17 protein-coding genes and 5 pseudogenes are annotated in these 20687 nt (G+C 59.4%); 13 read left to right on the top strand and 9 right to left on the bottom strand.

Going from position 1 to position 20687, the window contains the following annotated elements; genetic code table 11:
• Positions 1–490: pseudogene (locus tag CQ13_RS31010) on the bottom strand (transposase); the annotation flags it as partial.
• A gap of 302 nt (positions 491–792) precedes the next feature.
• Between CQ13_RS31010 and CQ13_RS31005 the strand changes: the two are divergent.
• Positions 793–1547: pseudogene (locus CQ13_RS31005) on the top strand (IS110 family transposase); the annotation flags it as partial.
• Between the two features lie 81 nt (positions 1548–1628).
• On the opposite strand, the gene CQ13_RS31000 reads toward CQ13_RS31005, so the two are convergent.
• The 3 genes from CQ13_RS31000 to CQ13_RS30990 form a co-directional block, all read right to left on the bottom strand.
• Positions 1629–2018, bottom strand: a complete 390-nt coding sequence (locus CQ13_RS31000; protein WP_057846618.1) for a response regulator transcription factor — start codon at positions 2016–2018, stop codon at positions 1629–1631.
• A 116-nt stretch (positions 2019–2134) separates the two neighbouring features.
• Positions 2135–2809: a response regulator transcription factor gene (locus CQ13_RS30995; protein ID WP_082637734.1), complete on the bottom strand. Its 675-nt coding sequence runs from the start codon at positions 2807–2809 to the stop codon at positions 2135–2137.
• Positions 2806–5400, bottom strand: coding sequence for a PAS domain S-box protein (locus CQ13_RS30990; protein WP_082637733.1), 2595 nt, complete (start codon positions 5398–5400; stop codon positions 2806–2808). Before CQ13_RS30990 ends, CQ13_RS30995 begins: the two co-directional genes overlap by 4 nt.
• 1194 nt (positions 5401–6594) lie before the next feature.
• Between CQ13_RS30990 and CQ13_RS46560 the strand changes: the two genes are divergently transcribed.
• The 5 genes and pseudogenes from CQ13_RS46560 to CQ13_RS30980 all read left to right on the top strand — a co-directional run bounded on the left by CQ13_RS46560 (position 6595) and on the right by CQ13_RS30980 (position 9040).
• A complete protein-coding gene (locus CQ13_RS46560) occupies positions 6595–6723 on the top strand; it encodes a hypothetical protein (RefSeq protein WP_283807542.1) in 129 nt (42 codons plus the stop codon).
• Between the two features lie 18 nt (positions 6724–6741).
• A complete protein-coding gene (locus CQ13_RS30985; RefSeq protein ID WP_245309432.1) occupies positions 6742–7617 on the top strand; it encodes a prolyl oligopeptidase family protein in 876 nt (291 codons plus the stop codon).
• A gap of 291 nt (positions 7618–7908) precedes the next feature.
• The gene (locus CQ13_RS45960) at positions 7909–8151 is read left to right on the top strand and encodes a hypothetical protein (protein ID WP_245309430.1); all 243 of its coding nucleotides are present in this window, start codon (positions 7909–7911) and stop codon (positions 8149–8151) included.
• An 8-nt stretch (positions 8152–8159) separates the two neighbouring features.
• Positions 8160–8276: pseudogene (locus tag CQ13_RS47315) on the top strand (hypothetical protein); the annotation flags it as partial.
• Positions 8240–9040, top strand: coding sequence for a beta-L-arabinofuranosidase domain-containing protein (locus CQ13_RS30980; protein ID WP_210183083.1), 801 nt, complete (start codon positions 8240–8242; stop codon positions 9038–9040). The pseudogene CQ13_RS47315 and the gene CQ13_RS30980, both read left to right, overlap by 37 nt.
• 288 nt (positions 9041–9328) lie before the next feature.
• On the opposite strand, the gene CQ13_RS43600 is transcribed toward CQ13_RS30980, so the two are convergent.
• Positions 9329–9607 (bottom strand): hypothetical protein, encoded by a 279-nt coding sequence (locus CQ13_RS43600; RefSeq protein ID WP_057846616.1) that lies wholly within the window; start codon positions 9605–9607, stop codon positions 9329–9331.
• 755 nt (positions 9608–10362) lie between these two features.
• Between CQ13_RS43600 and CQ13_RS46555 the strand changes: the two genes are divergently transcribed.
• Positions 10363–10485, top strand: a complete 123-nt coding sequence (locus CQ13_RS46555; RefSeq protein WP_283807541.1) for a hypothetical protein — start codon at positions 10363–10365, stop codon at positions 10483–10485.
• 26 nt (positions 10486–10511) lie between these two features.
• Here CQ13_RS46555 and CQ13_RS30970 read toward each other — a convergent pair whose 3' ends face one another.
• Entirely contained in the window at positions 10512–10754 is a 243-nt protein-coding gene (locus tag CQ13_RS30970; RefSeq protein ID WP_057846615.1) for a hypothetical protein, read from the bottom strand.
• Positions 10755–10912: 158 nt separating this feature from the next.
• Here CQ13_RS30970 and CQ13_RS43595 point away from each other — a divergent pair, with 158 nt between their 5' ends.
• The 4 genes and pseudogenes from CQ13_RS43595 to sufB form a co-directional block, all read left to right on the top strand.
• On the top strand, positions 10913–11071 hold the full coding sequence (locus CQ13_RS43595; protein WP_156434003.1) for a hypothetical protein: 159 nt from the start codon (positions 10913–10915) through the stop codon (positions 11069–11071).
• Positions 11072–11438: 367 nt separating this feature from the next.
• Entirely contained in the window at positions 11439–11579 is a 141-nt protein-coding gene (locus CQ13_RS43590; protein ID WP_156434002.1) for a sigma 54-interacting transcriptional regulator, read from the top strand.
• 380 nt (positions 11580–11959) lie between these two features.
• Positions 11960–12154, top strand: a complete 195-nt coding sequence (locus CQ13_RS30960) for a 4Fe-4S dicluster domain-containing protein (RefSeq protein ID WP_057846613.1) — start codon at positions 11960–11962, stop codon at positions 12152–12154.
• A 199-nt stretch (positions 12155–12353) separates the two neighbouring features.
• Positions 12354–13590 (top strand): annotated as a pseudogene (sufB, locus tag CQ13_RS30955) (Fe-S cluster assembly protein SufB); the annotation flags it as partial.
• Between the two features lie 293 nt (positions 13591–13883).
• Here the strand turns inward: sufB and CQ13_RS30950 are convergent.
• The 3 genes and pseudogenes from CQ13_RS30950 to CQ13_RS47310 all read right to left on the bottom strand — a co-directional run bounded on the left by CQ13_RS30950 (position 13884) and on the right by CQ13_RS47310 (position 17202).
• A pseudogene (locus tag CQ13_RS30950) lies at positions 13884–14341 on the bottom strand (DoxX family protein).
• A 113-nt stretch (positions 14342–14454) separates the two neighbouring features.
• A complete protein-coding gene (locus CQ13_RS30945; RefSeq protein WP_057846612.1) occupies positions 14455–16755 on the bottom strand; it encodes an NADP-dependent malic enzyme in 2301 nt (766 codons plus the stop codon).
• A 147-nt stretch (positions 16756–16902) separates the two neighbouring features.
• On the bottom strand, positions 16903–17202 hold the full coding sequence (locus tag CQ13_RS47310) for a SufE family protein (protein WP_057846611.1): 300 nt from the start codon (positions 17200–17202) through the stop codon (positions 16903–16905).
• Between the two features lie 280 nt (positions 17203–17482).
• On the opposite strand from CQ13_RS47310, the gene nifD reads away from it, so the two are divergent.
• Positions 17483–18985 (top strand): nitrogenase molybdenum-iron protein alpha chain, encoded by a 1503-nt coding sequence (gene nifD, locus CQ13_RS30935; protein WP_057846610.1) that lies wholly within the window; start codon positions 17483–17485, stop codon positions 18983–18985.
• A 70-nt stretch (positions 18986–19055) separates the two neighbouring features.
• The gene (gene nifK, locus CQ13_RS30930; protein WP_057846609.1) at positions 19056–20615 is read left to right on the top strand and encodes a nitrogenase molybdenum-iron protein subunit beta; all 1560 of its coding nucleotides are present in this window, start codon (positions 19056–19058) and stop codon (positions 20613–20615) included.
• The last annotated feature ends 72 nt before the right edge of the window (positions 20616–20687 follow it).

The raw sequence follows: 20687 nt of genomic DNA, 5'->3' as shown, positions 1-20687 counted from the left end.
GCGTCCGGTTTCGTGAGAGCCTCGGGGTGCAATTCCCCGGGGCTACTCGACCGACCGTGACCCGCTTGAGGTCATTGCGGCGCAAGGCGGCCGGCGCCGTGCGCCACCCGCAGGCTCTCGGCCAACAGCAGCTCCAGCTTCTCGCCGAGCCGCTTGCGCCAGTGGCTCAGGTCAGAGCGCTCATGCGGGAAGCGTGCTGGAAGAACTCCTCGCCGGTGAAGTACTGGAAATACGGGTCGTGGACCCAGCGCTCGCACACCCCCTCGTCGGATGGCCCGTAAATGTGCTTGAGCAGCAGACCGATCATGAAGCGGGTCGCGATCCCTGGCCGGCCGTGCTCGCTGTAGAGCGGCGCAATCTCGCCGTCGATCCAGTCCCAGTCGATCTTGCCAGCGAGCAAAACCAGTTCGTGCTTCAGATTGATGATCTGGTCGAGCCGAGCCCGGAACAGATCGTTCGATCCAGTCGTCTGGTGCTTCTTCGGCCGCATCGTCCCCTCCGATGCAGACAAGGAATCATGCTTCCCGCTTCGAGGGAATCCCGAAAACGAAATCGCAAGGTTCCGGCGCTCAAAGCAGCAAAACCTTGCAATCCGGAAACGCCCCTTGGCCCTAATCGAGATTCCCGTTCAGTGGCTTAGGTCTTCTTCACAGACGACGACTTACATAGGGTAATCGCGGGGTTGGGAACACCGGCGCGATTGTGATGCGTTGGATTAAGGTGGTTGCCCCCCGATAGGATGAAATACGGTCTCGACTCGACGCCGGGCCCAGCATCAAACGGGAGACAACCATGAAGCAGTTTATCGGCCTCGACGTGTCATTGAAAGATACAATCGTCTCGGTGCGCAAAGGAGGCAAGCGGATCTGGCGCGGAAAATGCCCATCCGATCCCAAGCTGATAGCCGATGTCATCCGCAAGCGAACGCGGAACGCATCGTGTTCAGCGATTTGCATAGATGCGCGGCACGCCAAGGCGGCGCTAGATATGGCGCCAAACAAGACCGACGCAAATGACGCGGATGGGCTCTCGCATCTTGCCGAGGTCGGCTGTTACCGCGAGGTGCGGGTGAAGAGCTTTGACAGCATGCTGGTTCGCACGCTGGTCGCAGCGCGCAACCAACTGCTCAAGATGACAACCCAGCTGTCCAACCAGATCCGCGGCCTGATGAAGACGTTCGATCTAGTCGTTCCCAAGGGGGCAGGACGCGTGTTTGAGGGCCATGTGTGCAGCAAGCTGGCGAACAATGCCGTCCTCAAGCAGATTATCAAGCCGTTGCTCGATACCTGGAGGGGCATGCGCGCCCGCGCCGCTGAATTGAGCAAGCAGCTTGTTGCTTCAGCCCGCGCGAGTGAGGTGAGCAATGCCAGTTGGTTGCGTCGATCCCTGGCATCGGCGCGGTAACAGCTTCCTCCTTCGTTGCAGCGATCGAGGATCCGGGAAACTTTAGAAAATCGCGCTCGGTGGGCGCCTGGATCGGTAATAGCGAACGAAGAATTTCAATAAAAGAGCCCGATCGCCAAGGATTGCTGCTTCGTGAGGCCGAGGTCCTCATCGACCTTGTGGTATGGCGCGCGCGGTTCCGCCGCGCCGAAGTTTGAGTTGAGTAGACTGCGGTGCTCATCGTCTCATGCGCTGGTTCCGCCGCGACGCTGATCCAGTGCGGTATCAAGGCACCTGATCAAGTGCTGTCCGGCGAAGGGCTTGGCCAGGAAGCAAATCGCTCCGGCGCTCAGCGCACGGGCGTGAACGCGATCATCGGGAAAGGCAGTGATGAAAATGAACGGTGCATTGTAACCCTGGGCCCGCATATGTGTCAGCAGGTCCAAGCCGCTCATAATCGACATCTGCACATCCGCAATCACACACGATGTTCCGTTCAGATGGGGCGAGCGCAAGAACTCCTCGGCCGACACAAATGTATGGACGATATAGCCGCGGGATTTCAAAAGATTATTTATCGCAGCACGGACCGACCCGTCGTCATCGACGATGGAAATGAGCGGAGGCGTGGACAAGACGATCCCCTCCTAACGCGGGAAAGGCGCTTGCCGAAGCATAGCCGCCTGGACCAAGGGTAGGCTTGTGGACCAAGGTGGGCTTGCGGGATGAAAATGTAAACTCATACTTAGGCTTATTCGGGGTGGTTGGCACAAATTCCGAGGGTCTCAGCCATTCTGACTAAATCGGCCAGCGATCGTGCGCCCATTTTCTTCATCACCCGTCCGCGATAGATCCTGACGGTCATTTCGGCGAGCTCGAGCTCTGCGGCTACTTGTTTGTTCATCAGGCCGGCGGCGACCAGTTTCATCACTGCCTGTTCGCGTGGGCTTAAGGTCTCGAACAAGGACTGCAAGTTCGCAACCGTCTTCTCAACTTCCCGCCTCTTGCGATCCCGTTCGGTCGCGGCGACGACAGCGTCAAGCAGCTCCTGATCGCGAAACGGCTTGGTAAGAAAATCGACCGCTCCACCCTTCATGGCCTTGACGCTCATTGGAATGTCGCCATGGCCAGTTATGAAAATAATCGGAATGTGAAGGTTCAACTTGGCTAGCTCAGTCTGCAGCTCGATGCCGCTCAATCCAGGAAGCCTGACGTCAAGGACGAGGCAGCTGGCAACCTTCGGAAGGTTGCCTTGCAGCATTTCCTGGGCCGATCCGAACGCAGCAACGTCCAGGTTCACCGATCGAAAAAGATTCGCGAGCGAACGACGCATTGAGACGTCGTCGTCGATCACGAACACGATCGCCCTTCCGCTCGGCTCCTCGGTCTTCACGCCTTGGTGCGGCGAGTCGGAGCGCCCGGTCACGACACGACCTCTTTATGCAACGGAAGGGCGAATTGAAAAGTCGCGCCCGGCTCTTGCTCGCGGGCGATCGACAGGCTCCCTCCGTGAGCCTCCACGATCGAACGGCAGATCGAAAGCCCCATTCCAAGGCCGCTTGATTTAGTGGTAAAAAAGGGATTGAACACGCGATCCGCGTCGTCCTCGGTGATCCCGACACCGCAATCAGTCACGGCAAGGTGCACGCGTCCCATATCGTCCTGGGATGACCGAATCACCAGTTCGCGCGGCCGGTCCCTGACCGTCTGCATGGCCTCAATCCCGTTCATCACCAGATTTGTGATCACCTGTTGCAGTTGAACCCGGTCACCCAGGATCATGGGGAGGGCCGGCGTCAACTCGGTCCGTAACGACACCTGATGGCTGACCAGCTCGCGTGTCACCAGCGCGATTACCTCCTTGACGATGTCATTGATATCGACCGGCACCATCTCGATCTCGCCTTTCTTCGCAAGCGCGCGGATGCGGCGGATCACCTCGCTCGCCCGAATCCCGTCCTCGATGATCCACTCCACTGAGCAGCGCGCCTCCGAAAGATCAGGAGTCTCGCGACCAAGCCAACCCAGGCAAGCCTCGCCATTGGTGACAATGGCGGCGAGCGGCTGGCTTATCTCGTGGGCGATGGAGGTTGTCAGCTCGCCCAGCGTCGTCACGCGCGTCACGTGCGCGAGCTCTGCCTGTGCCTTCCGCAGTTCTCGTTCGGCCTGATCTGCGCGGATGGTTGCGGTGATGTCAGTGCTGACGCCGCGATAGCCGAGGAAATTGCCGGCAGCATCAAAAAATGGCTTTCCGCTGGTCCGGACGTAAATTGGAGATTCCATCTGGGTGACGGTGCTATAGATGAAATCGCGAAATGGAAGGCGTGCATCGAGTGTCGCCCGATGCTGCCGCCACTTCTCGGGTTCTGCTTCGACATCGCGCGCAATTTCCCAGCGAAGCAGGCCGACGACCTCTGTGGCCAGAATGCCTGCTGTGCTGGTGTGCTCCGATAAAAGGATGACCCGGTGGTCCGGCCCGGTCTCCCAGAGCCAGTCGGAGGCCGTTTCGGCGTAGTCGCGAAACCGCTGCTCGCTTTCGCGCAACGCAGCAAGAGCCCCTTCCAGTCGTTCCCTGGCCGCATGTTGCTCGGTGACATCCATATGCGTTCCGATGAGCTCGCTGACGTTGCCATCGCTGCCGACCACGGCGTGCGCAACGGAATGTATGCGCCTTATCGCGCCATCTGGAAGAAGGATTCGGAAATCATATTCGAAATGCCCTCCCTTGTCTTTGATAGCCTGGCGCGGCACTTCCTGAAGCCGCGGCAAGTCGTCTGGATGGATACGCGACCGGATGGTCTCTATCGATACAGCCTGTTCCGGATCGAAGCCAAACAGACGATCGATTTCGGCGGAGCGATACACAAATTCGAGACGGTCGACGTCCCAGGACCAACTGCCCGTGTGGCTGAGATGCTGGGCTTCGGCCAGATAGGCCTCGCTACGACGCAACTGCTGTTCCGCCTGCTTTGCAGTCGTAATATCCGTCACTGCGCCGACAAACTCGATATCACCAGAGGCGGTTCTAATGGCTCGTGCCAGCGCGTGGAGGTGCTTCACCGAGCCGTCCGGCATCAGCAGTCGGTATTCGTGCTCGAAATCCTCTTCGTTTTGGAGCGCTCGTTCGATGGTCTCTCGCACGGCAGCCCGATCTTCTGGATGGGTTCGATCAACGACGAGTTGCGGGATCGGTTTCGTCGACGAATCGTATTGGAAAATACGAAAGGTCTCCTTTGACCAGTGGACCTCGCCGGTGGCGACGTTCCAGCCGAAGCTGCCGGTGCGGCTCAATTCCTGCGCCTGGGCCAGATGGGCTTCGCTCCGCCGCAGGGCAGTTTCCGTCCGCTTTCGCTCGGTGATATCTTCGCAAGCGATAAGGACGACGAGCTTGTCTTCTGCCCACTGCATGGCTTTGGCGTTTTCGCGCACCCACAGCACCGAGCCATCCTTCCTGATCTTCTGGATCTCCCAAGTGTGCGATTGGCCGACCGTTTCAATGCACAGCCCGACGCGCTCGCGAACAAACGGACGATCTTCTTCCAGAAATACCTTCAGCACGGAATGCCCGACAAGCTCCGAGGGCGCATAGCCGAGCTGTGTTGCGCCAAACGTGTTGACGTTCAGGACCATTCCGGTGGCATTGACCATGAATTGCATGACCGGGTTATGCTCGAAGATTTCGCGCCACTGTTTCTCGCGGTCGCGCAACTCAGCCTCGCTGCGCCGGAGCCCGGCTGCGGCCTCAAGCGCAACCTCCCTTTCTCGGCGAACTTTTCCGATCAGGTGCGTTCCAACAATTGAGGCAACAAGAAAGGCCACAACCACAGGAAGATCCTGTGGATCATTCAGATTGAAAGTGGGCGGCGCAAAGAAGTAGGCCAAAGCAGCGAAGGGCAAGATGAAAAGCATGGCAGAGGCTATGAGGCTGCCCATCAGAGAAAACACCAATATCATTTCCAAATAGCCGAACGCCGTCGCGGCGAAATGGGAGTGAAGGTACAACGAAGTTAGCGTCATCAACGCCAGCGCGAAAAACTGCGTGGCTGAGCGTCCGAACCTGAACTTAGTAAGCTGGTTACTTATGATCCTAAACTATCGAAAGGAGCTGGAGAACTATACGAATGTTTTAACCCGGCCCTGGCGCTGATTTTCAGCAGCTAGCGCTACCATTATCATGCCTCGGCACAATTCATCCATTATCTCAATGGCTTGCGCGGAGGAGCGATTTCCGTGCTCCCCGGCTTTGATGACGCCGAAAGAAGCTTCGCCAAAAATTGGCCGATTGAGGCGGCCATCAAGACCTTCTTAGAACCCACACGGCAGTGCGCGTAGAACCGGTAGAGCGCAACAAGCGAGGCCGGCACTTCGAAACCGAGTATCAATCACGGGAAGCCTTTGGCGAGATGCCTATGTTGGCCAGTCTCCTAAATCTAGGCCTCGAGCAGGGCATCGGCCAGGCGCCGTGGACCGCACCGGGCGAGATCTTGGAGGGGGACCGCGCGGCTTTCGTGTCGACCCGCGCGTGGGTCTTGGTGGTGAGGCCTCCTCGGCTTCGGCCCACACAATGATCTCCACTCTTTTTTGGCCCCGGAGGCGTGCTGATGGATACTTACAATCGAACTGCCATCGTGAGCCTTGATGACAGCATTCATCAGACCGATCCCAGATAGCCGCCTTGCGCCACTGGTTGAACCGATTGTCGTGTACGACCCGTATCGTTCCGGCAGGTGAAGGCCGGTGCCGCAGTCGAGTAGAGTTCATTCAAGATAGCCACACCAACGCGACCACGCATAGTGAGCTGCTTCTGTATTGTTAGATCTTATCGATTGCGCTCCGACCTGTTTGGCCCGGAGCCGACCAGCATTTGGTGTCTTAAGGCGGTTTGGAGTGGCGCTTTGCAGCAGCGATTATCATCTACGGTGTCACCCAAGCCGCTCGGTAATATCGTGCCACTCGCCACAAGCCGAGCTGGCATCGAAGATGAAGTTGCCACCGGCAGCTTGGGGTCCAAGGGTTGAGGATGTGATGCGTCAGAGCGCGCCCAAATCAACTACCAACTTCAGCAGTGGATGGAACTGACGCAGACATGGCAATTCGCATTAAATGAACGCCGCGCGGCGGCCAGATCAAGGAACTACGGATGCAATATGTGAAAGCTTTGATGCGGTGCCATGTGGGGAGTGCGCATCAATGCCAGGGATGGAGTGAAGCGTGATCAAAGCAAGCGCGACGACAAAGTCGCTGGCTGGAAAGCCCACGCCTTCCGCTCCAGATGATGATCCCTATCTGTGGTTGGAACTGATCGAAGGCGCGCAGGCGCTGAAATTTGTCGAGTGGTAGAATGGCAAGACGCTGCAGGTGTTTGGCGGCGCGGCATTGGAGCGGGATCGCGGTGCGCTGACCTCGATTTATGACCGACCTGACAATATCCCCTATGTCAGCCGGCGCGGCGGCTACCTCTACAATCTCTGGAAGGACGCCAACAATCCACGCGGCGTCTGGCTACGAACCTCTCTGGAAGAATTTCGCATGCCGAAGCCTTCATGGGAAGTTCTGCTCGACATCGATCAGCTCGCTATCAGCGAAGGCCAAGACTGGCTTCTGAAAGCGACGGCCTCACTGGCCGGCGATCATAGACGGATGATTTTGAGCCTATCGCGCGGCGGCAGCGATGCCGTCACCTTGCGTGAGTTCGATACCGGCGCGAAGACATTTGTCAGCGATGGCTTCGTCCTGCAGGAAGCCAAGGGCGGGGTTGAGTGGCTCGATCGCGATACGCTGGTGCTGTCGAGCTCTCATGGGCAGGGCATGGCGACGACCTCCGGCTATGCGCGTACGGTGAGGCTCTGGCGTCGCGGTACGCAGGCGGATCAAGCGCCGGTGATCTTTGAGATCGCAGCCGATCATGTCGGAGCCGGCTGCGATGTCGACCACACCGTTGCGCCGCCGCGGATGTGGTTCGTCGATGGGGTGGACGCCTTCAATTTTGCCCGCTGGCTCGGTGACGAATCCGGTGCCACGACTAGAATCAATTTGCCAAGCAACATCTGGATGCTCCCCCATCGCGATTGGCTTGCCATCAAAGATGGCCGCGAAGCTCCAGGCGATGGGCTACGAGGCCGATTTCTACGAGCCGGCGGCGGGCGGCCATGGTTACGGCCGGGACAACAGCGAGCGCGCCGGCTTCGAGGTGCTGGGCTTTCGGTTCCTGAAGAGCAAGATCGGCTGGCTTGACGGCGAGGCTTAGGCGGGCCCGACGTTTGTGATCCCACAGACTCCAGTGTGATTGTTGCATGACATTTCAGCGGTAGGAGATTGGAAAGAAGCTCGGTTTGACCAGCCCTTTCTGAGGCCTACGCCGTCCAGCGGCATCGGGGGCAGCCTTTCCATTTCTAGCGCTTCAACGTTCGCGTGGAGAATACGATGCGCAGCCGCCAATTTCGAGGCCGCCACCTCAACAACGATCATGGCGAGCTAGCTTGCCTGAGCTAGGCGCCCGTTCGCCCCACACGAAGGAGAAACGAGATGAATCAGCGGGATGTGGCCGAAGTCAATCTTCACGACCTACAGGTCTCGGATCCGCTGATTGGGAAATGCCAGCACTTGGTGACGGAAGTGGCGATTCCCTATCAATGGGACGCGCTGAACGACCGCAATCCCGCAGCGACACGGAGCCACGCGGTAGAAAACTTCCGTATTGCCGCCGGAGTGCGAAGGGGGAGTTCTACGGCACGGCTTTTCAGGACAGTGATGTCGCAAAATGGCTAGAGGCGGTTGCTTGGTCGCTGTGCCAGACACCCAATCCGGACCTGGAGAAAGCCGCCGATGAGCTGATTGAAGTGATTGCGGCCGCCCAATGCGGCGACGGCTATCTCACACCTATTTCATGCTAAAGGCGCCTCAGGACCGCTGGAGCAACCTAGCCGAATGCCATGAGCTTTACTGTGCCGGCCACTTGATTGAAGCGGGTATCGCTTTCTTTCTGGCTACTGGCAAACGACGCCTGCTGGAGGTCGTTTGCAAGCTTGCGGACCACCTCGGCACAGTTTTCGGCCCGGAGCGCGATCAGTTACACGGCTATGATGGCCATCCAGAAATTGAACTTGCATTGACGCGCCTCTACGAAGTGACGCAGGAGCAGCGATATCTGACGCTAGCCAATTATTTCGTGGAGCAACGCGGCACAGAGCCGCACTTCTATGACATAGAACACGAGAAACGCCGGCAATCCTGCCACGTCAAATCATCTGGCGTGCCCTGGACGGTGAAAAATAAAGCCTATGATTCCTGCACTGTCCGCACCGCGACACGCGCCAAGATAGTTGGATCCGATTCACCCCCTGCGGCCAGAGTTAAGACCTTCTCGGCAAGGCATGCCTTCAACGAAGACGTCCGCCTCGCTTCGGGCACCATCCGGAAAGCATGCTCCAAAACACCTCTCAACTCAGCACATACTTTATTTTGCGCGGATTTTGCAGGCGTCATGATGCTACTCCACAAAATAGAACCTGTTCATGCGGGCTCCGGCCTACCCAGCCAGTGTTTCCGAAAAAACATAGAACTCGGCACCCGATGGCCCCTTCCGTCGAGCGAGTGTGGCAGTCGGGTTGGGGACGGTCACACCGACGAATACAGGAGATATGATGAGGTCATGTGACAGTTCGACGAAGGAATCACTGCGGCTTGCTGGGATGTAGTGCCACTCGATCTGCCGGTGCTGCGACCAACCCGTTGCCATGCTGGTGAGCTCGGTGCCGCGGGGGACGATCATCGCTGGTCAAACGTGGAATGCAATCACAGCGTTGAGCTCGCGCGCGACCCGCAAGACTGGCGACGAACGTATCAACGATAAGCAAGACGTTCGCGCGTGAAGTCATCGACGATGGCCAGGATGCGGAAGCCAGAATAGATCTCAACTTCTAATTGGTCGAGAGCGTCCAGGCCCTCATCGCGCTCTTGGGGAGCTCAGTTCATTTAGCGGAAGACCGAAGCGCTCTGGCACCCCGGGGGCGGCGCGTAGCCGGCCAAGGAATGGCTTCAATGCTCTTTCGATGGCGTCCCGATCAGCCAACAGCTTTACCTTCGTCCACCACCAGATCGTCTCGTCCATGTCGACATCCAGTCCAGAGAAGAATTCGATGCGCTGGCTGCCTCCGCGTCGCTCAAGGCGCGAAGTTTGCGCCACAGTCAGTTCCCTTGCCGCCAGTGCCAGCCCAAAATCCACCCGGTATCGCACTCGCACTACGGTTCACCCGAAGATGTGCTGAACGATGCCTCCTTTTTTTCAGACGAGAAGCGCGTAATCCTATCGTCATGGCCCTTGGATATGTATGGTCAATTCTCCCCGGCGCTTCGCGAGGTAACGCTTATCCTGCATAGACTGTATCTGGACGACATGCTGGCGGCGCTGAAGCAGCTGGACGAGAAGAACGGCCCGCCGCCACGCGGGAGATTGACCACGCGGCGGCCTCGTTTCAGCAGGCCTGACTGCACTGCTGCTGACGAGCCGCAACGTTCTATCGACAGACACGCTGCGATGAGGTGGCATCGATCGATGCAAGCCTCGCGCACACCGAATCATTCGCGATCGAGCCGCGAGGCAAATGTACTGCCCCTTGCTGAAGAATGGCACGATTGGTCAGTAGTTCCACTAAGTAGGCATCCGGGATGACTTCGATTGATGATAGCTTAAGTGAGATCAAATCCGTGCGGAACGACATTTGGCGTTGTCGTAGATTGCTTCAAACCGAGCTGCCTGATTCGGAGCGAAAAGTCGTTGAGAAGCGCCTGCTTGAACAGCGCTCCGCCTTTGAACGGCTCTTAGCAACCACATTTCCTTTGACGTTGAGGCTCTGTGGTCAATTCGGAGCCTGTGCCGCCCGGCCGCGGCTGTCGATGCCAGTCCATTGCGCCAACCGGCCGCGCGGATCGATCTCCAAGAGCTTGACACCGGAACGAACATCGCTGCCGTGACGGGAGATGCCGCGCAGCACACCGTCCCGCGAGGCCAACACCGGCACGCCGGAGATGGCCGATTACGAGATCCTTGTAGATGCGCGTGCCGATTTCGACTGGCGCCCGCCAACGGCCGGCGAAGTTTGAGTAGACAAAGCGTTTCCGCGCCTAGATCACCAGCCGGTTCGCAATGGCGTCGGCAGCATCGGTCCATCCGTCTCCGTCGACGATGCCGATCCTGCCCGGTCGGGTTTCGTCTGCGACATGGAGACGAGGACCTGTCCCCGCCTACTGCAGTCGGCGCGAACCGCTTTAAGCATCTGCATGGCATCATGGACGCGCTCACCGACGACATCTTCCATCTGCGCGGTGTCGGCAAACAGCGCGTCATAAAAGGCCATCTTGCGCCGGATCACAGGCGGGCGTGCAGCACGCGCTTTCTGTCCGAAAGCAAACCCTCGGCTTGTCTCAAATCCGCCAATCTGTTGCGAACGCGACGTTGCGCAAAAGTCCGAGGCTATCGCGTCGCTTACGCTGGCCTAAAACCTTGCAGGAAATAAGCAGATAAGGGCCAATGTTTTTTGCGATCGCCGCACATCCGGTGTTTGGCCCCGACAATATGGATGCACTCGGCGCCTTCAAAGATGCGCGCATCGTTCACTTCGCAATGGTGCAACGGTTGCGGGCAGATCGGGTGCTGGACGATCGATCGATTCCGACGGCCGCCCTCTAGCCATCATAGCCAATCTGGTCGGCCAACCGTGAAGCTGCATTGCCTGCTCGCCCGCGACTGCGGGCAATTGTTGGCGCCGCGCTCGGGCTACAGAAGAGGCTGTCAGAGCTGAAGCCCACCCGCGACGGCAAGAAGGTCCATTTCAAGCGTCATCAGCACCGTCGCTGCGGCCTGATCGAGAAGATCGCGGTCGTTGCCAAGTCCTACACGATCGTACTGTTGCGGGGCGTTCCGCGACCGGCAAGGAACTGGTCGCCACGCGTGCACGAGCTGTCGCCCCCGCTGCCTGAGACGGTGCTGGATCGGAATTGTCCGCCCAAGAGAAGAGGTCTTCATCGGAGCGCTGAACTCGCTCAAGGAATATCGAATGGCTGACATGGCAACGCCGTTTCTCGACGAGATCGGTGAGATCTCGCCACTCTTCCAGAAGCTGCTCTGTCTCCTGCAGGAGCAGGGATTCCAGCGCATCGGCGACAAGAGACTATCAAGCTCGCCGTACTGTCACTGATGCCATTAACCGCAATCTCCAAAGGCGGTGGCGCGAAACAAGTTCCGCGCAGACCTCTACCATGGCATCAGCGTCGGGGAGCGGGGCGAAAATTACCGACCGCGACACCGTTATCGCGGGCATGGAGAAGTCGGGCTGGGCGCGGGCGGAGGGCGATTCGCCTCCTCGGGTTAACCCCATGCCAGACCAGCTACGCGCTCAAGAAGTACGGCATTCATATCAGGCGCCTGTGAGCCGAGTGTTGTGGTCGCGACACGCTGTCTGGCCCAGGACACGCGCGAGACAGGAAAATAGCCGAGATAAATCAAAGCTCGGCGTTTGGCACGAGCCTTGAAAGAAAAGAAGCCGTCCCGCGTCGCCTGCCCAAGGAATCGGAGTTTATGGCTTACAAGATAATCGCCTCCCAGTGCACCGTCTGCGGCGCGTGTGAGTTCGAATGCCCCAACGCAGCAATCGGCCTCAAGAACGACATCTATGTAATCGATCCGAAGAAGTGCACCCAATGCGAGGATCATTTTGACGCGCCGCAATGCGCTGTTGTCTGCCCGGTGCCCGACACATGCGTGCAGGCATAGAAGAGCGGCCGATGAGTGGGGCCGTGACGCGCAGCAAGATTGAGACTCTCTCGGCGGCGGTAACTTCTCTGATCGGTCGCCCGATTGGCCTGATCGCCGGCCTCGAACTGCGTGCGGCTTGCGCGATCGCCTATGCGTCGAAGCAGGCACGGCGCAGCCCTCGTCGGAAATGGGCGGAGTTGTCCTTGCGGAGCAGGCAATTGTAGCCGTACGGGAGACGGTCGACCGGGTGCGCCGCATCGACGTCGATCAATATCGATATGGTTTTGAGACGGTCATTGAATCGGAAAAGGCCCCAAGGGTCTGTTCGGAAGACACCGTCCGCTTCATTTCCGCGAAGAAGAACGAGCCGGCCTGGATGCTGGAATGGCGGTTGGAGGCCTATCGCCGCTGGCTGACCATGACCGAGCCGACCTGGGCGCGCGTCAACTACCCCAAGATCGACTACCAGGACATTCTACTACTACGCGGCGCCGAAGCCGAAGAAGACGCTGTCCTCGATCGACGAAATCGATCCTGAAATCCTCGAGCCCTACGAGAAGCTCGGCATTCCCTTGCGTGAAGTCGCCATTCTCGAAGGTGTCGAGCCCCCGCTAGGCGGCAAGCCGTCGGCCAATCGCAAGATCGCGGTCGACGCGGTGTTCGACTCGGTTTCGGTCGCGACCACGTTCCAGAAGGAGCTGAAGGCCGCCGGCGTGATCTTCATGCCGATCTCGGAGGCGATTCGCGAGCACCCCGAGCTCGTGAAGAAGTATCTCGGATCGGTCGTGCCGACCTCGGACAATTACTTCGCGACACTAAATTCGGCGGTGTTCTCCGACGGCTTGTTCGTCTACGTGCCGCCGGGCGTGCGCTGCCCGATGGAGCTGTCGACCTATTTCCGCACTAACGAGCGCAATACCGGCCAGTTCGAGCGCACACTGATCATCGCCGACAAGGGCTCCTACGTCAGCTATCTCGAAGGCTGCACCGCACCGCAGCGCGATGAGAATCAGTTGCATGCCGCCGTGGTCGAACTCGTCGCGCTGGACGATGCCGAGATCAAATATTCGACGGTGCAGAACTGGTATCCCGGCAATTCGGAAGGTGTTGGCGGCATCTACAATTTCGTCACCAAGCGCGGCGACTGCCGCGGCAACCATTCGAAGATCTCCTGGACCCAGGTCGAAACCGGTTCGGCGATCACCTGGAAATATCCGAGCTGCATCCTGCGCGGCGACAATTCGCGCGGCGAGTTCTACTCGATCGCGATCTCGAACGGTCACCAGCAGGTCGATTCTGGCACCAAGATGGTCCATCTCGGCAAGAACACGTCGAGCCGGATCATCTCCAAGGGCATTGCGGCTGGCGTGTCGCAAAACACCTATCGCGGCCTGGTAACTGCTCACCGCAAGGCGACGGGCGCACGCAACTTTACCGCCTGCGACTCGCTCCTTGCCGCATGAATTGACCTGTGTGCCGCCGACCGAACCGTTTCCGAAGGCGGGCCGCCGTTCACCGTGAGGCTGCTTGATGCGCTGATCGAGCCGTCCACCTCGAGCGCACCCGCATGTGTGGTCTCACGGCAACAATGGCGCGAGAGGGACATAGATCTGGGACAGATGCTGCAACGCTGTGCAGCAGGGGGCGCCCTCTTTCATCTGAGCACGGGAGCGCCCCAATCGGGCACGGTGGCCTGCCGATCCTCAGTCGCCATCTGCCTGTCGGGCAAAACCGAGAGCCGGCGGGCCTACACGTCCCCGTAGGCCGCCTCGACATTCTTCGGCCCGCGGCCATAGCCTGCGATCATGAACAGCGCGCGGATGATCGCGAGGTTCTTCAAGGCATCGATCAGGACCTGGGCGTTGCCAGGTGCCGGCTGATTCCAGAAGTCGTAGGAATAGCAAGTCGAGATCCGAGATAGAAGACCAAAACAAACACAAAGAAGCGCGCACCAAAGTTCAACGCGATCATCAGCCCCGTGATGAGTTCGAGCGCGTCGGCCACAACCGCCAGAGGTTGCGGCGTCGGCATTCCGGTCGCGCTCTCAAGCGGCGCGGTGTAGGGCGCGAACGCCTCGGGAGTTGAAAATTTGGTCGCGATGAGATCGGCGGTCTGCTGTATGCCGAACAGCTTTGTCGCCCCCGTGTAGATGAACAGAACCGCGAACAGAACTCGCCCGAAGGTAACGAACGCTGGCTGGTGGATCTCACTGCAGTGAGGATGCGGGAAGAGCGGACGGAGGAGCGGAACGATTATGGTCCTTCCGCTCTCCGCGATCAAATCGAATCCGCCTGCGCCCGGAAGGCGACCGCCTTCAATTAGCCGAGTTGCTGGCGGCCGGCGCGCTCCTGGGCTTCGACGGCGGCGACCGCCGTCATGTTGAGGACGCCGCGCGCCGTCACCCCCGGGGTGAGGATGTGCGCCGGGCGTGCCGGGCCGATCAGGATCGGACCAACGGGAAGCGCATCCGCCAGCGTCTTGATCATCTGGTAGGCGACGTTGGCGGTGTCGAGGTTCGGCATGATCAGGATGTTAGCGTCGCCTTCCAGGTTCGAATGCGGCAGCACGAGTTTTCGCGCGGCGGCCGAGAGCGCGGTATCGCCCTGCATCTCGCCGTCGGCCTCGAGCTCCGGATGCTTTTCTTTCAGAAGCGCGGTGGCACGGCGCATCTTGCGCGAGGAATCCGTATCATAACTGCCGAAGTCGGAATGTGACACGAAGGCGACGCGTGGCTTCATGTTGAACCGCTGGACATGGGTTGCCGCTAGCGACGCCACTTCTGCTAACTCCTCGGCGCTCGGATTCGGACGCACCTGGGTATCGGCGATGAAATAGGAACCCTTGCTGGTGATCATCATCGCCAGCGCTGCGAAATCGCTGACGCCCGGCAGGAAGCCGATGATTTCACGGACATGGCGCAGATGGCTCATATAGCGGCCTTCGACGCCGCAGATCATGGCATCAGCCTCGCCGCGCACCACTGCGAGCGCGGCAATCACGGTGTTGTTGGTGCGAACCACGGTGCGCGCAGCCTCGGGCGTGACGCCGCGCCTTCCAGCCACGTCGATATAGGTCTGCACGTAGGAGCGGTAGCGCGGATCGTCTTCCGGGTTGACGAGGTCAAAATCCTGCCCGGCTTTGATCGAGAGGCCGAACCGCTTGATCCTGGCTTCGACCACGGAAGGCCGCCCGACCAGGATCGGCCGCGCCAGCTTCTCTTCCAGCACGACCTGCGTCGCGCGCAGCACGCGCTGGTCCTCGCCCTCGGCATAGATCACGCGAACCGGCTGGGTCTTGGCCTTGGCGAACACCGGCTTCATGACGAGGCCGGAGCGGAAGGCGAAGCGTTCCAAGAGCGCGGTATATTCCTCGAAATTCGTGATCGGGCGTGTCGCCACGCCGGATTCCATCGCAGCCTTCGCCACTGCCGGCGCGATGCGCAGGATCAGCCGCGGATCGAATGGGCTCGGGATCAGCGAGCCCGGGCCGAAGCCTTGCGTCTCACCACTGTCAAAACCCTGCGCCACCGCATCCGACGGCGGATCGCGCGCGAGCTGCGCGATCGCTTCGACGGCGGCATGTTTCATTTCCTCGTTGATCCCGGTGGCGCCGACGTCGAGCGCGCCGCGGAAGATGAACGGAAAGCACAGGACGTTGTTGACCTGGTTCGGAAAGTCGGAACGCCCGGTGCAGATCATCGCGTCGGGGCGCGCCTTCCTGGCTTCGTCCGGCATGATTTCCGGGGTCGGATTGGCCAGCGCCATCACCAGCGGCTGGTCAGCCATCGACTTGACCATCTCTGATGTGAGCACGTTGGGCGCAGACAAACCTAAGAAAATATCCGCGCCGCCGATCACGTCAGCCAGCACGCGCGCACTCGTTTTTTGCGCATAGACCGCCTTCCAGCGGTCCATCAGCGTGTTGCGCCCCTCATGCACGACGCCGTCGATGTCGCAGACCCAGATGTTCTTGCGCTGTGCGCCCATCGATACCAACAGATTGAGGCACGCGATCGCAGCAGCACCAGCGCCGGAGCAGACGATCTTCACTTCGGGCAATTTCTTGCCGTTCAACAGCAAGCCATTAACGATGGCGGCTCCTACGATGATCGCCGTGCCATGCTGGTCGTCGTGGAACACCGGGATCTTCATGCGCTCCTTGAGCTGCGCCTCGATCTCAAAGCATTCCGGTCCCTTGATGTCCTCAAGATTGATGCCGCCGAAGGTCGGCTCCAGCGCCGCCACCGTCTCGACCGCGCGCTCGATGGTGTCGGCGGCGATTTCGATGTCGAAGACGTCGATCCCTGCGAATTTCTTGAACAGGACCGCCTTGCCCTCCATGACGGGCTTGGACGCCAGCGGGCCGATGTTGCCGAGGCCGAGCACGGCGCTGCCGTTACTGACCACGGCGACCAAATTGCCACGCGCCGTCAGCGAGGCGGCCTCAGCGGGGTCTTTGGCGATTTCGGTGCAGGCGGCGGCAACGCCGGGCGAATAGGCGAGCGCAAGGTCGCGCTGGTTGACGAGCGGCTTGATCGCCTGGATTTCGAGCTTACCGGGTCGTGGCAGCCGGTGATAAGCCAGCGCCGCCGAAAGGAGATCTTCAGAATGGGATGACATGCTACTCTCGCGTTTCCTGACCCGAAGCTTCTAATTCTGTGCTAGTCTAACCGAGGTCAGTTGTCCGGTAGATGGAGCCGGATGTGAAGCACGCCCGGCAGCCTGGATGCAACATCGGATCGCACCCCATCAACAGCCCCTAGTGCGTTAAGGCGCATCAGCTAGGGCGGCCTGGGCGTCGACGCGCATGCAGAAGACCATAGAGCGGAAATCGTACGAGCGCTGTGGCTTGAGGTGCTCAAGGCACTCGAGCAACGCCTGCGGATCGGCCAAGACGATCTCTCTGGCTGGTCGGCCCAATAGCATTGGGATCAGGATGGCGACGAGGCCAGGCGCAATGTGCGCACGACCGTCGCCAACGAGGTGAGCAGCGGTCGGGCTTCGCAACAATGGTGAACCAGACTGGCTGACGCAGCCTTGCAGCTGGGGCGCCTCGTCACGTGCCATTTCCGGCAGCGGGCCCGCCAAGTATCGCAATGTTCTCGCGGGGAAATGCGGTGCAATATCACGCGCGCCCGCCCTTGTTTTATTTCGAACAGATCAAACGAGCACGTCTGTGGACACGCTCGATGTCGGGTTTGCAACAACGGTCCGGTTACCCGCGCGAACGTGGCTATCTACTTTCAACTGCGCTGATTTTTGCGCTTACGCCGCGGCTGGCACGGTCGTTGCAAAACTCTTGGCCGAGAGCCGCCGTCGCAACAGGAAACCTTTGAAGGATATCAGCATGAGTCTAGCCCCGACCCAGAGCATCGCAGAAATCAAAGCCCGCAACAAAGAGCTGATTCAGGAGGTGCTGAAGGTCTATCCGGAGAAGACCGCAAAACGGCGCGCCAAGCACCTCAATGTTCACGAGGTCGGCAAGTCGGACTGCGGAGTCAAGTCCAACCTCAAATCCATCCCCGGCGTGATGACGATCCGCGGTTGTGCCTACGCGGGCTCCAAAGGTGTGGTCTGGGGACCGATCAAGGACATGATCCATATCAGCCATGGTCCGGTCGGCTGTGGACAATACTCGTGGGGCTCGCGGCGTAACTATTACGTCGGCACGACAGGCATCGATAGTTTCGTGACCTTGCAGTTCACCTCCGACTTCCAGGAAAAGGATATCGTGTTCGGCGGCGACAAGAAGCTCGTCAAAGTCATTGACGAGATCCAGGAGCTGTTCCCGCTCAACAACGGCATCACCATCCAATCGGAATGCCCGATCGGCCTGATCGGCGACGACATCGAGGCGGTCTCCAGGGCGAAGTCGAAGGAATATGGGGGCAAGACCATCGTGCCGGTCCGCTGCGAGGGTTTCCGCGGCGTGTCACAGTCGCTCGGTCACCATATTGCCAACGACGCGGTGCGCGATTGGGTGTTCGACAAGGTCATGCCCGAGAGCAAGCCGATGTTCGAGCCGACGCCCTATGATGTCGCGATAATCGGCGACTACAATATCGGCGGCGACGCGTGGTCATCCCGAATCCTGCTGGAGGAAATGGGCCTGCGCGTTATCGCGCAGTGGTCCGGCGACGGTTCCCTGGCCGAGCTCGAGGCAACGCCGAAGGCGAAGCTTAACGTGCTGCATTGCTACCGCTCGATGAACTACATCTCGCGGCACATGGAGGAGAAGTTTGGCATTCCCTGGTGCGAATACAACTTCTTCGGGCCCGCTAAGATCGTGGAGTCGCTGCGCAAGATCGCCGGCTATTTCGACGACAAGATCAAGGAGGGTGCCGAGCGGGTGATTGCAAAATATCAGCCGCTGGTGGACGCGGTGATCGCTAAGTATCGCCCGCGCCTGGAAGGCAAGAGCGTGATGCTGTTCGTTGGCGGGCTACGTCCGCGCCACGTGATCGGCGCCTATGAAGATCTCGGCATGGAGGTCGTCGGCACCGGCTACGAGTTCGGCCACAATGATGACTACCAACGCACCGCCCAGCACTACGTCAAGGATGGCACGTTGATCTACGACGACGTTACCGGCTACGAGTTCGAACGCTTCGTCGAGAAGGTCCGGCCTGACCTGGTCGGCTCGGGCATCAAGGAAAAATATGTCTTCCAGAAGATGGGCGTGCCGTTCCGCCAAATGCACTCCTGGGACTATTCGGGTCCGTATCATGGCTATGATGGATTTGCGATCTTCGCGCGCGACATGGACATGGCCATCAACTCACCGATCTGGAAGAAGACCAAGGCGCCGTGGAAGGACGTCCCGAAGCCGAAGCTGTTGGCTGCCGAATAACTCGAGGGGCCCGGCTCTCTACTGAGAGCCGGAGCCGACATTAATCACGATTTTCGAAGGGATCCTACCAATGGCGCAGAGTGCAGAACACGTGCTCGATCATTTCGAGCTGTTCCGCGGTCCGGAATACCAGCAGATGCTGGCCAACAAGAAGAAGATGTTCGAGAATCCCCGCGATGCCGCGGAGGTCGAACGCATCAGGGAATGGGCGAAGACGCCCGAATATCGCGAAAAGAATTTTGCGCGGGAAGCGCTGACGGTAAACCCAGCCAAGGCCTGCCAGCCACTGGGCGCGGTGTTCGCCTCGGTTGGCTTCGAGGCCACGCTGCCCTTCGTGCACGGCTCCCAAGGCTGCGTGGCCTATTACCGCAGCCATCTGTCGCGGCACTTCAAGGAGCCAAGCTCCTGCGTCTCCTCGTCGATGACGGAGGACGCTGCGGTATTCGGCGGGCTGAACAACATGATCGATGGGCTCGCCAACAGCTATAATATGTATAAGCCCAAGATGATCGCGGTCTCCACCACCTGTATGGCGGAGGTGATCGGAGATGACCTCAATGCCTTTATCAAAACGTCCAAGGAAAAAGGCTCGGTGCCAGCTGATTTCGATGTGCCGTTTGCGCACACGCCAGCCTTCGTGGGCAGCCACGTCACCGGGTACGACAATGCGCTCAAGGGCATCCTCGAACATTTCTGGGACGGCAAGGCGGGGACAGCCGCGAAACTCGAGCGCGCGCCCAACAAGAAGATCAACCTCATCGGCGGCTTTGACGGCTACACCGTCGGCAACATCCGCGAGATCAAGCGCATCTTCGAATTGATGGGCATCCAGTACACCATTCTTGCCGATAATTCCGATGTGTTCGATACACCGACCGACGGCGAGTTCCGGATGTATGACGGCGGCACGACTCTGGAAGACGCCGCGAACGCGGTTCACGCTAAGGCAACGATCTCCATGCAGCAGTGGTGCACGGAAAAGACGCTGCCGTTCATCGCCGACCATGGCCAGGAGGTCGTGGCGTTCAATTATCCGGTGGGCGTGTCCGCAACGGATGAGTTTCTCATGGCGCTGTCGCGCATCAGTGGCAAGGACATTCCGGAGGGACTGGCACGAGAACGCGGCCGCTTGGTCGACGCGATGGCCGACTCCAGCGCGCATGTCCACGGCAAGAAATTCGCGATCTATGGCGATCCAGACCTCTGCTATGGGTTGGCTGCCTTCCTGCTCGAGCTTGGCGCCGAGCCGATCCATGTGCTGTCCACGAACGGCAACAAGGCCTGGGAGAAGAAAATGCAGGCGTTGTTTGGGAGCTCGCCGTTTGGGCAGAACTGCCATGCCTATCCGGCGCGAGACCTCTGGCATATGCGCTCGCTCTTGTTCACCGAGCCTGTCGACTTCCTGATTGGTAACACCTATGGCAAGTATCTGGAGCGCGACACGGGTACGCCGCTGATCCGGATCGGTTTCCCAATCTTCGATCGGCATCACCATCACCGCTCTCCGGTGTGGGGCTATCAGGGGGGCATGAACGTGCTGGTGAAGATTCTCGACAAGATCTTCGACGAGATCGACAAGAAGACCAACATTGCCGGCAAGACCGACTATAGCTTCGACATCATTCGTTGATAACGAACGGCGCGCGCCATCGCCGGCAAACGTCGGCGATGGCCTAAGCGCACGATGGACTGATCTTCGCGA

Source organism: Bradyrhizobium retamae (assembly GCF_001440415.1).
In the GTDB taxonomy this organism is placed as follows: Bacteria; Pseudomonadota; Alphaproteobacteria; order Rhizobiales; family Xanthobacteraceae; genus Bradyrhizobium; species Bradyrhizobium retamae.
The sequence above is the reverse complement of the archived record's forward strand: the minus strand, read 5'-3'. Positions and strand labels throughout refer to the sequence as shown.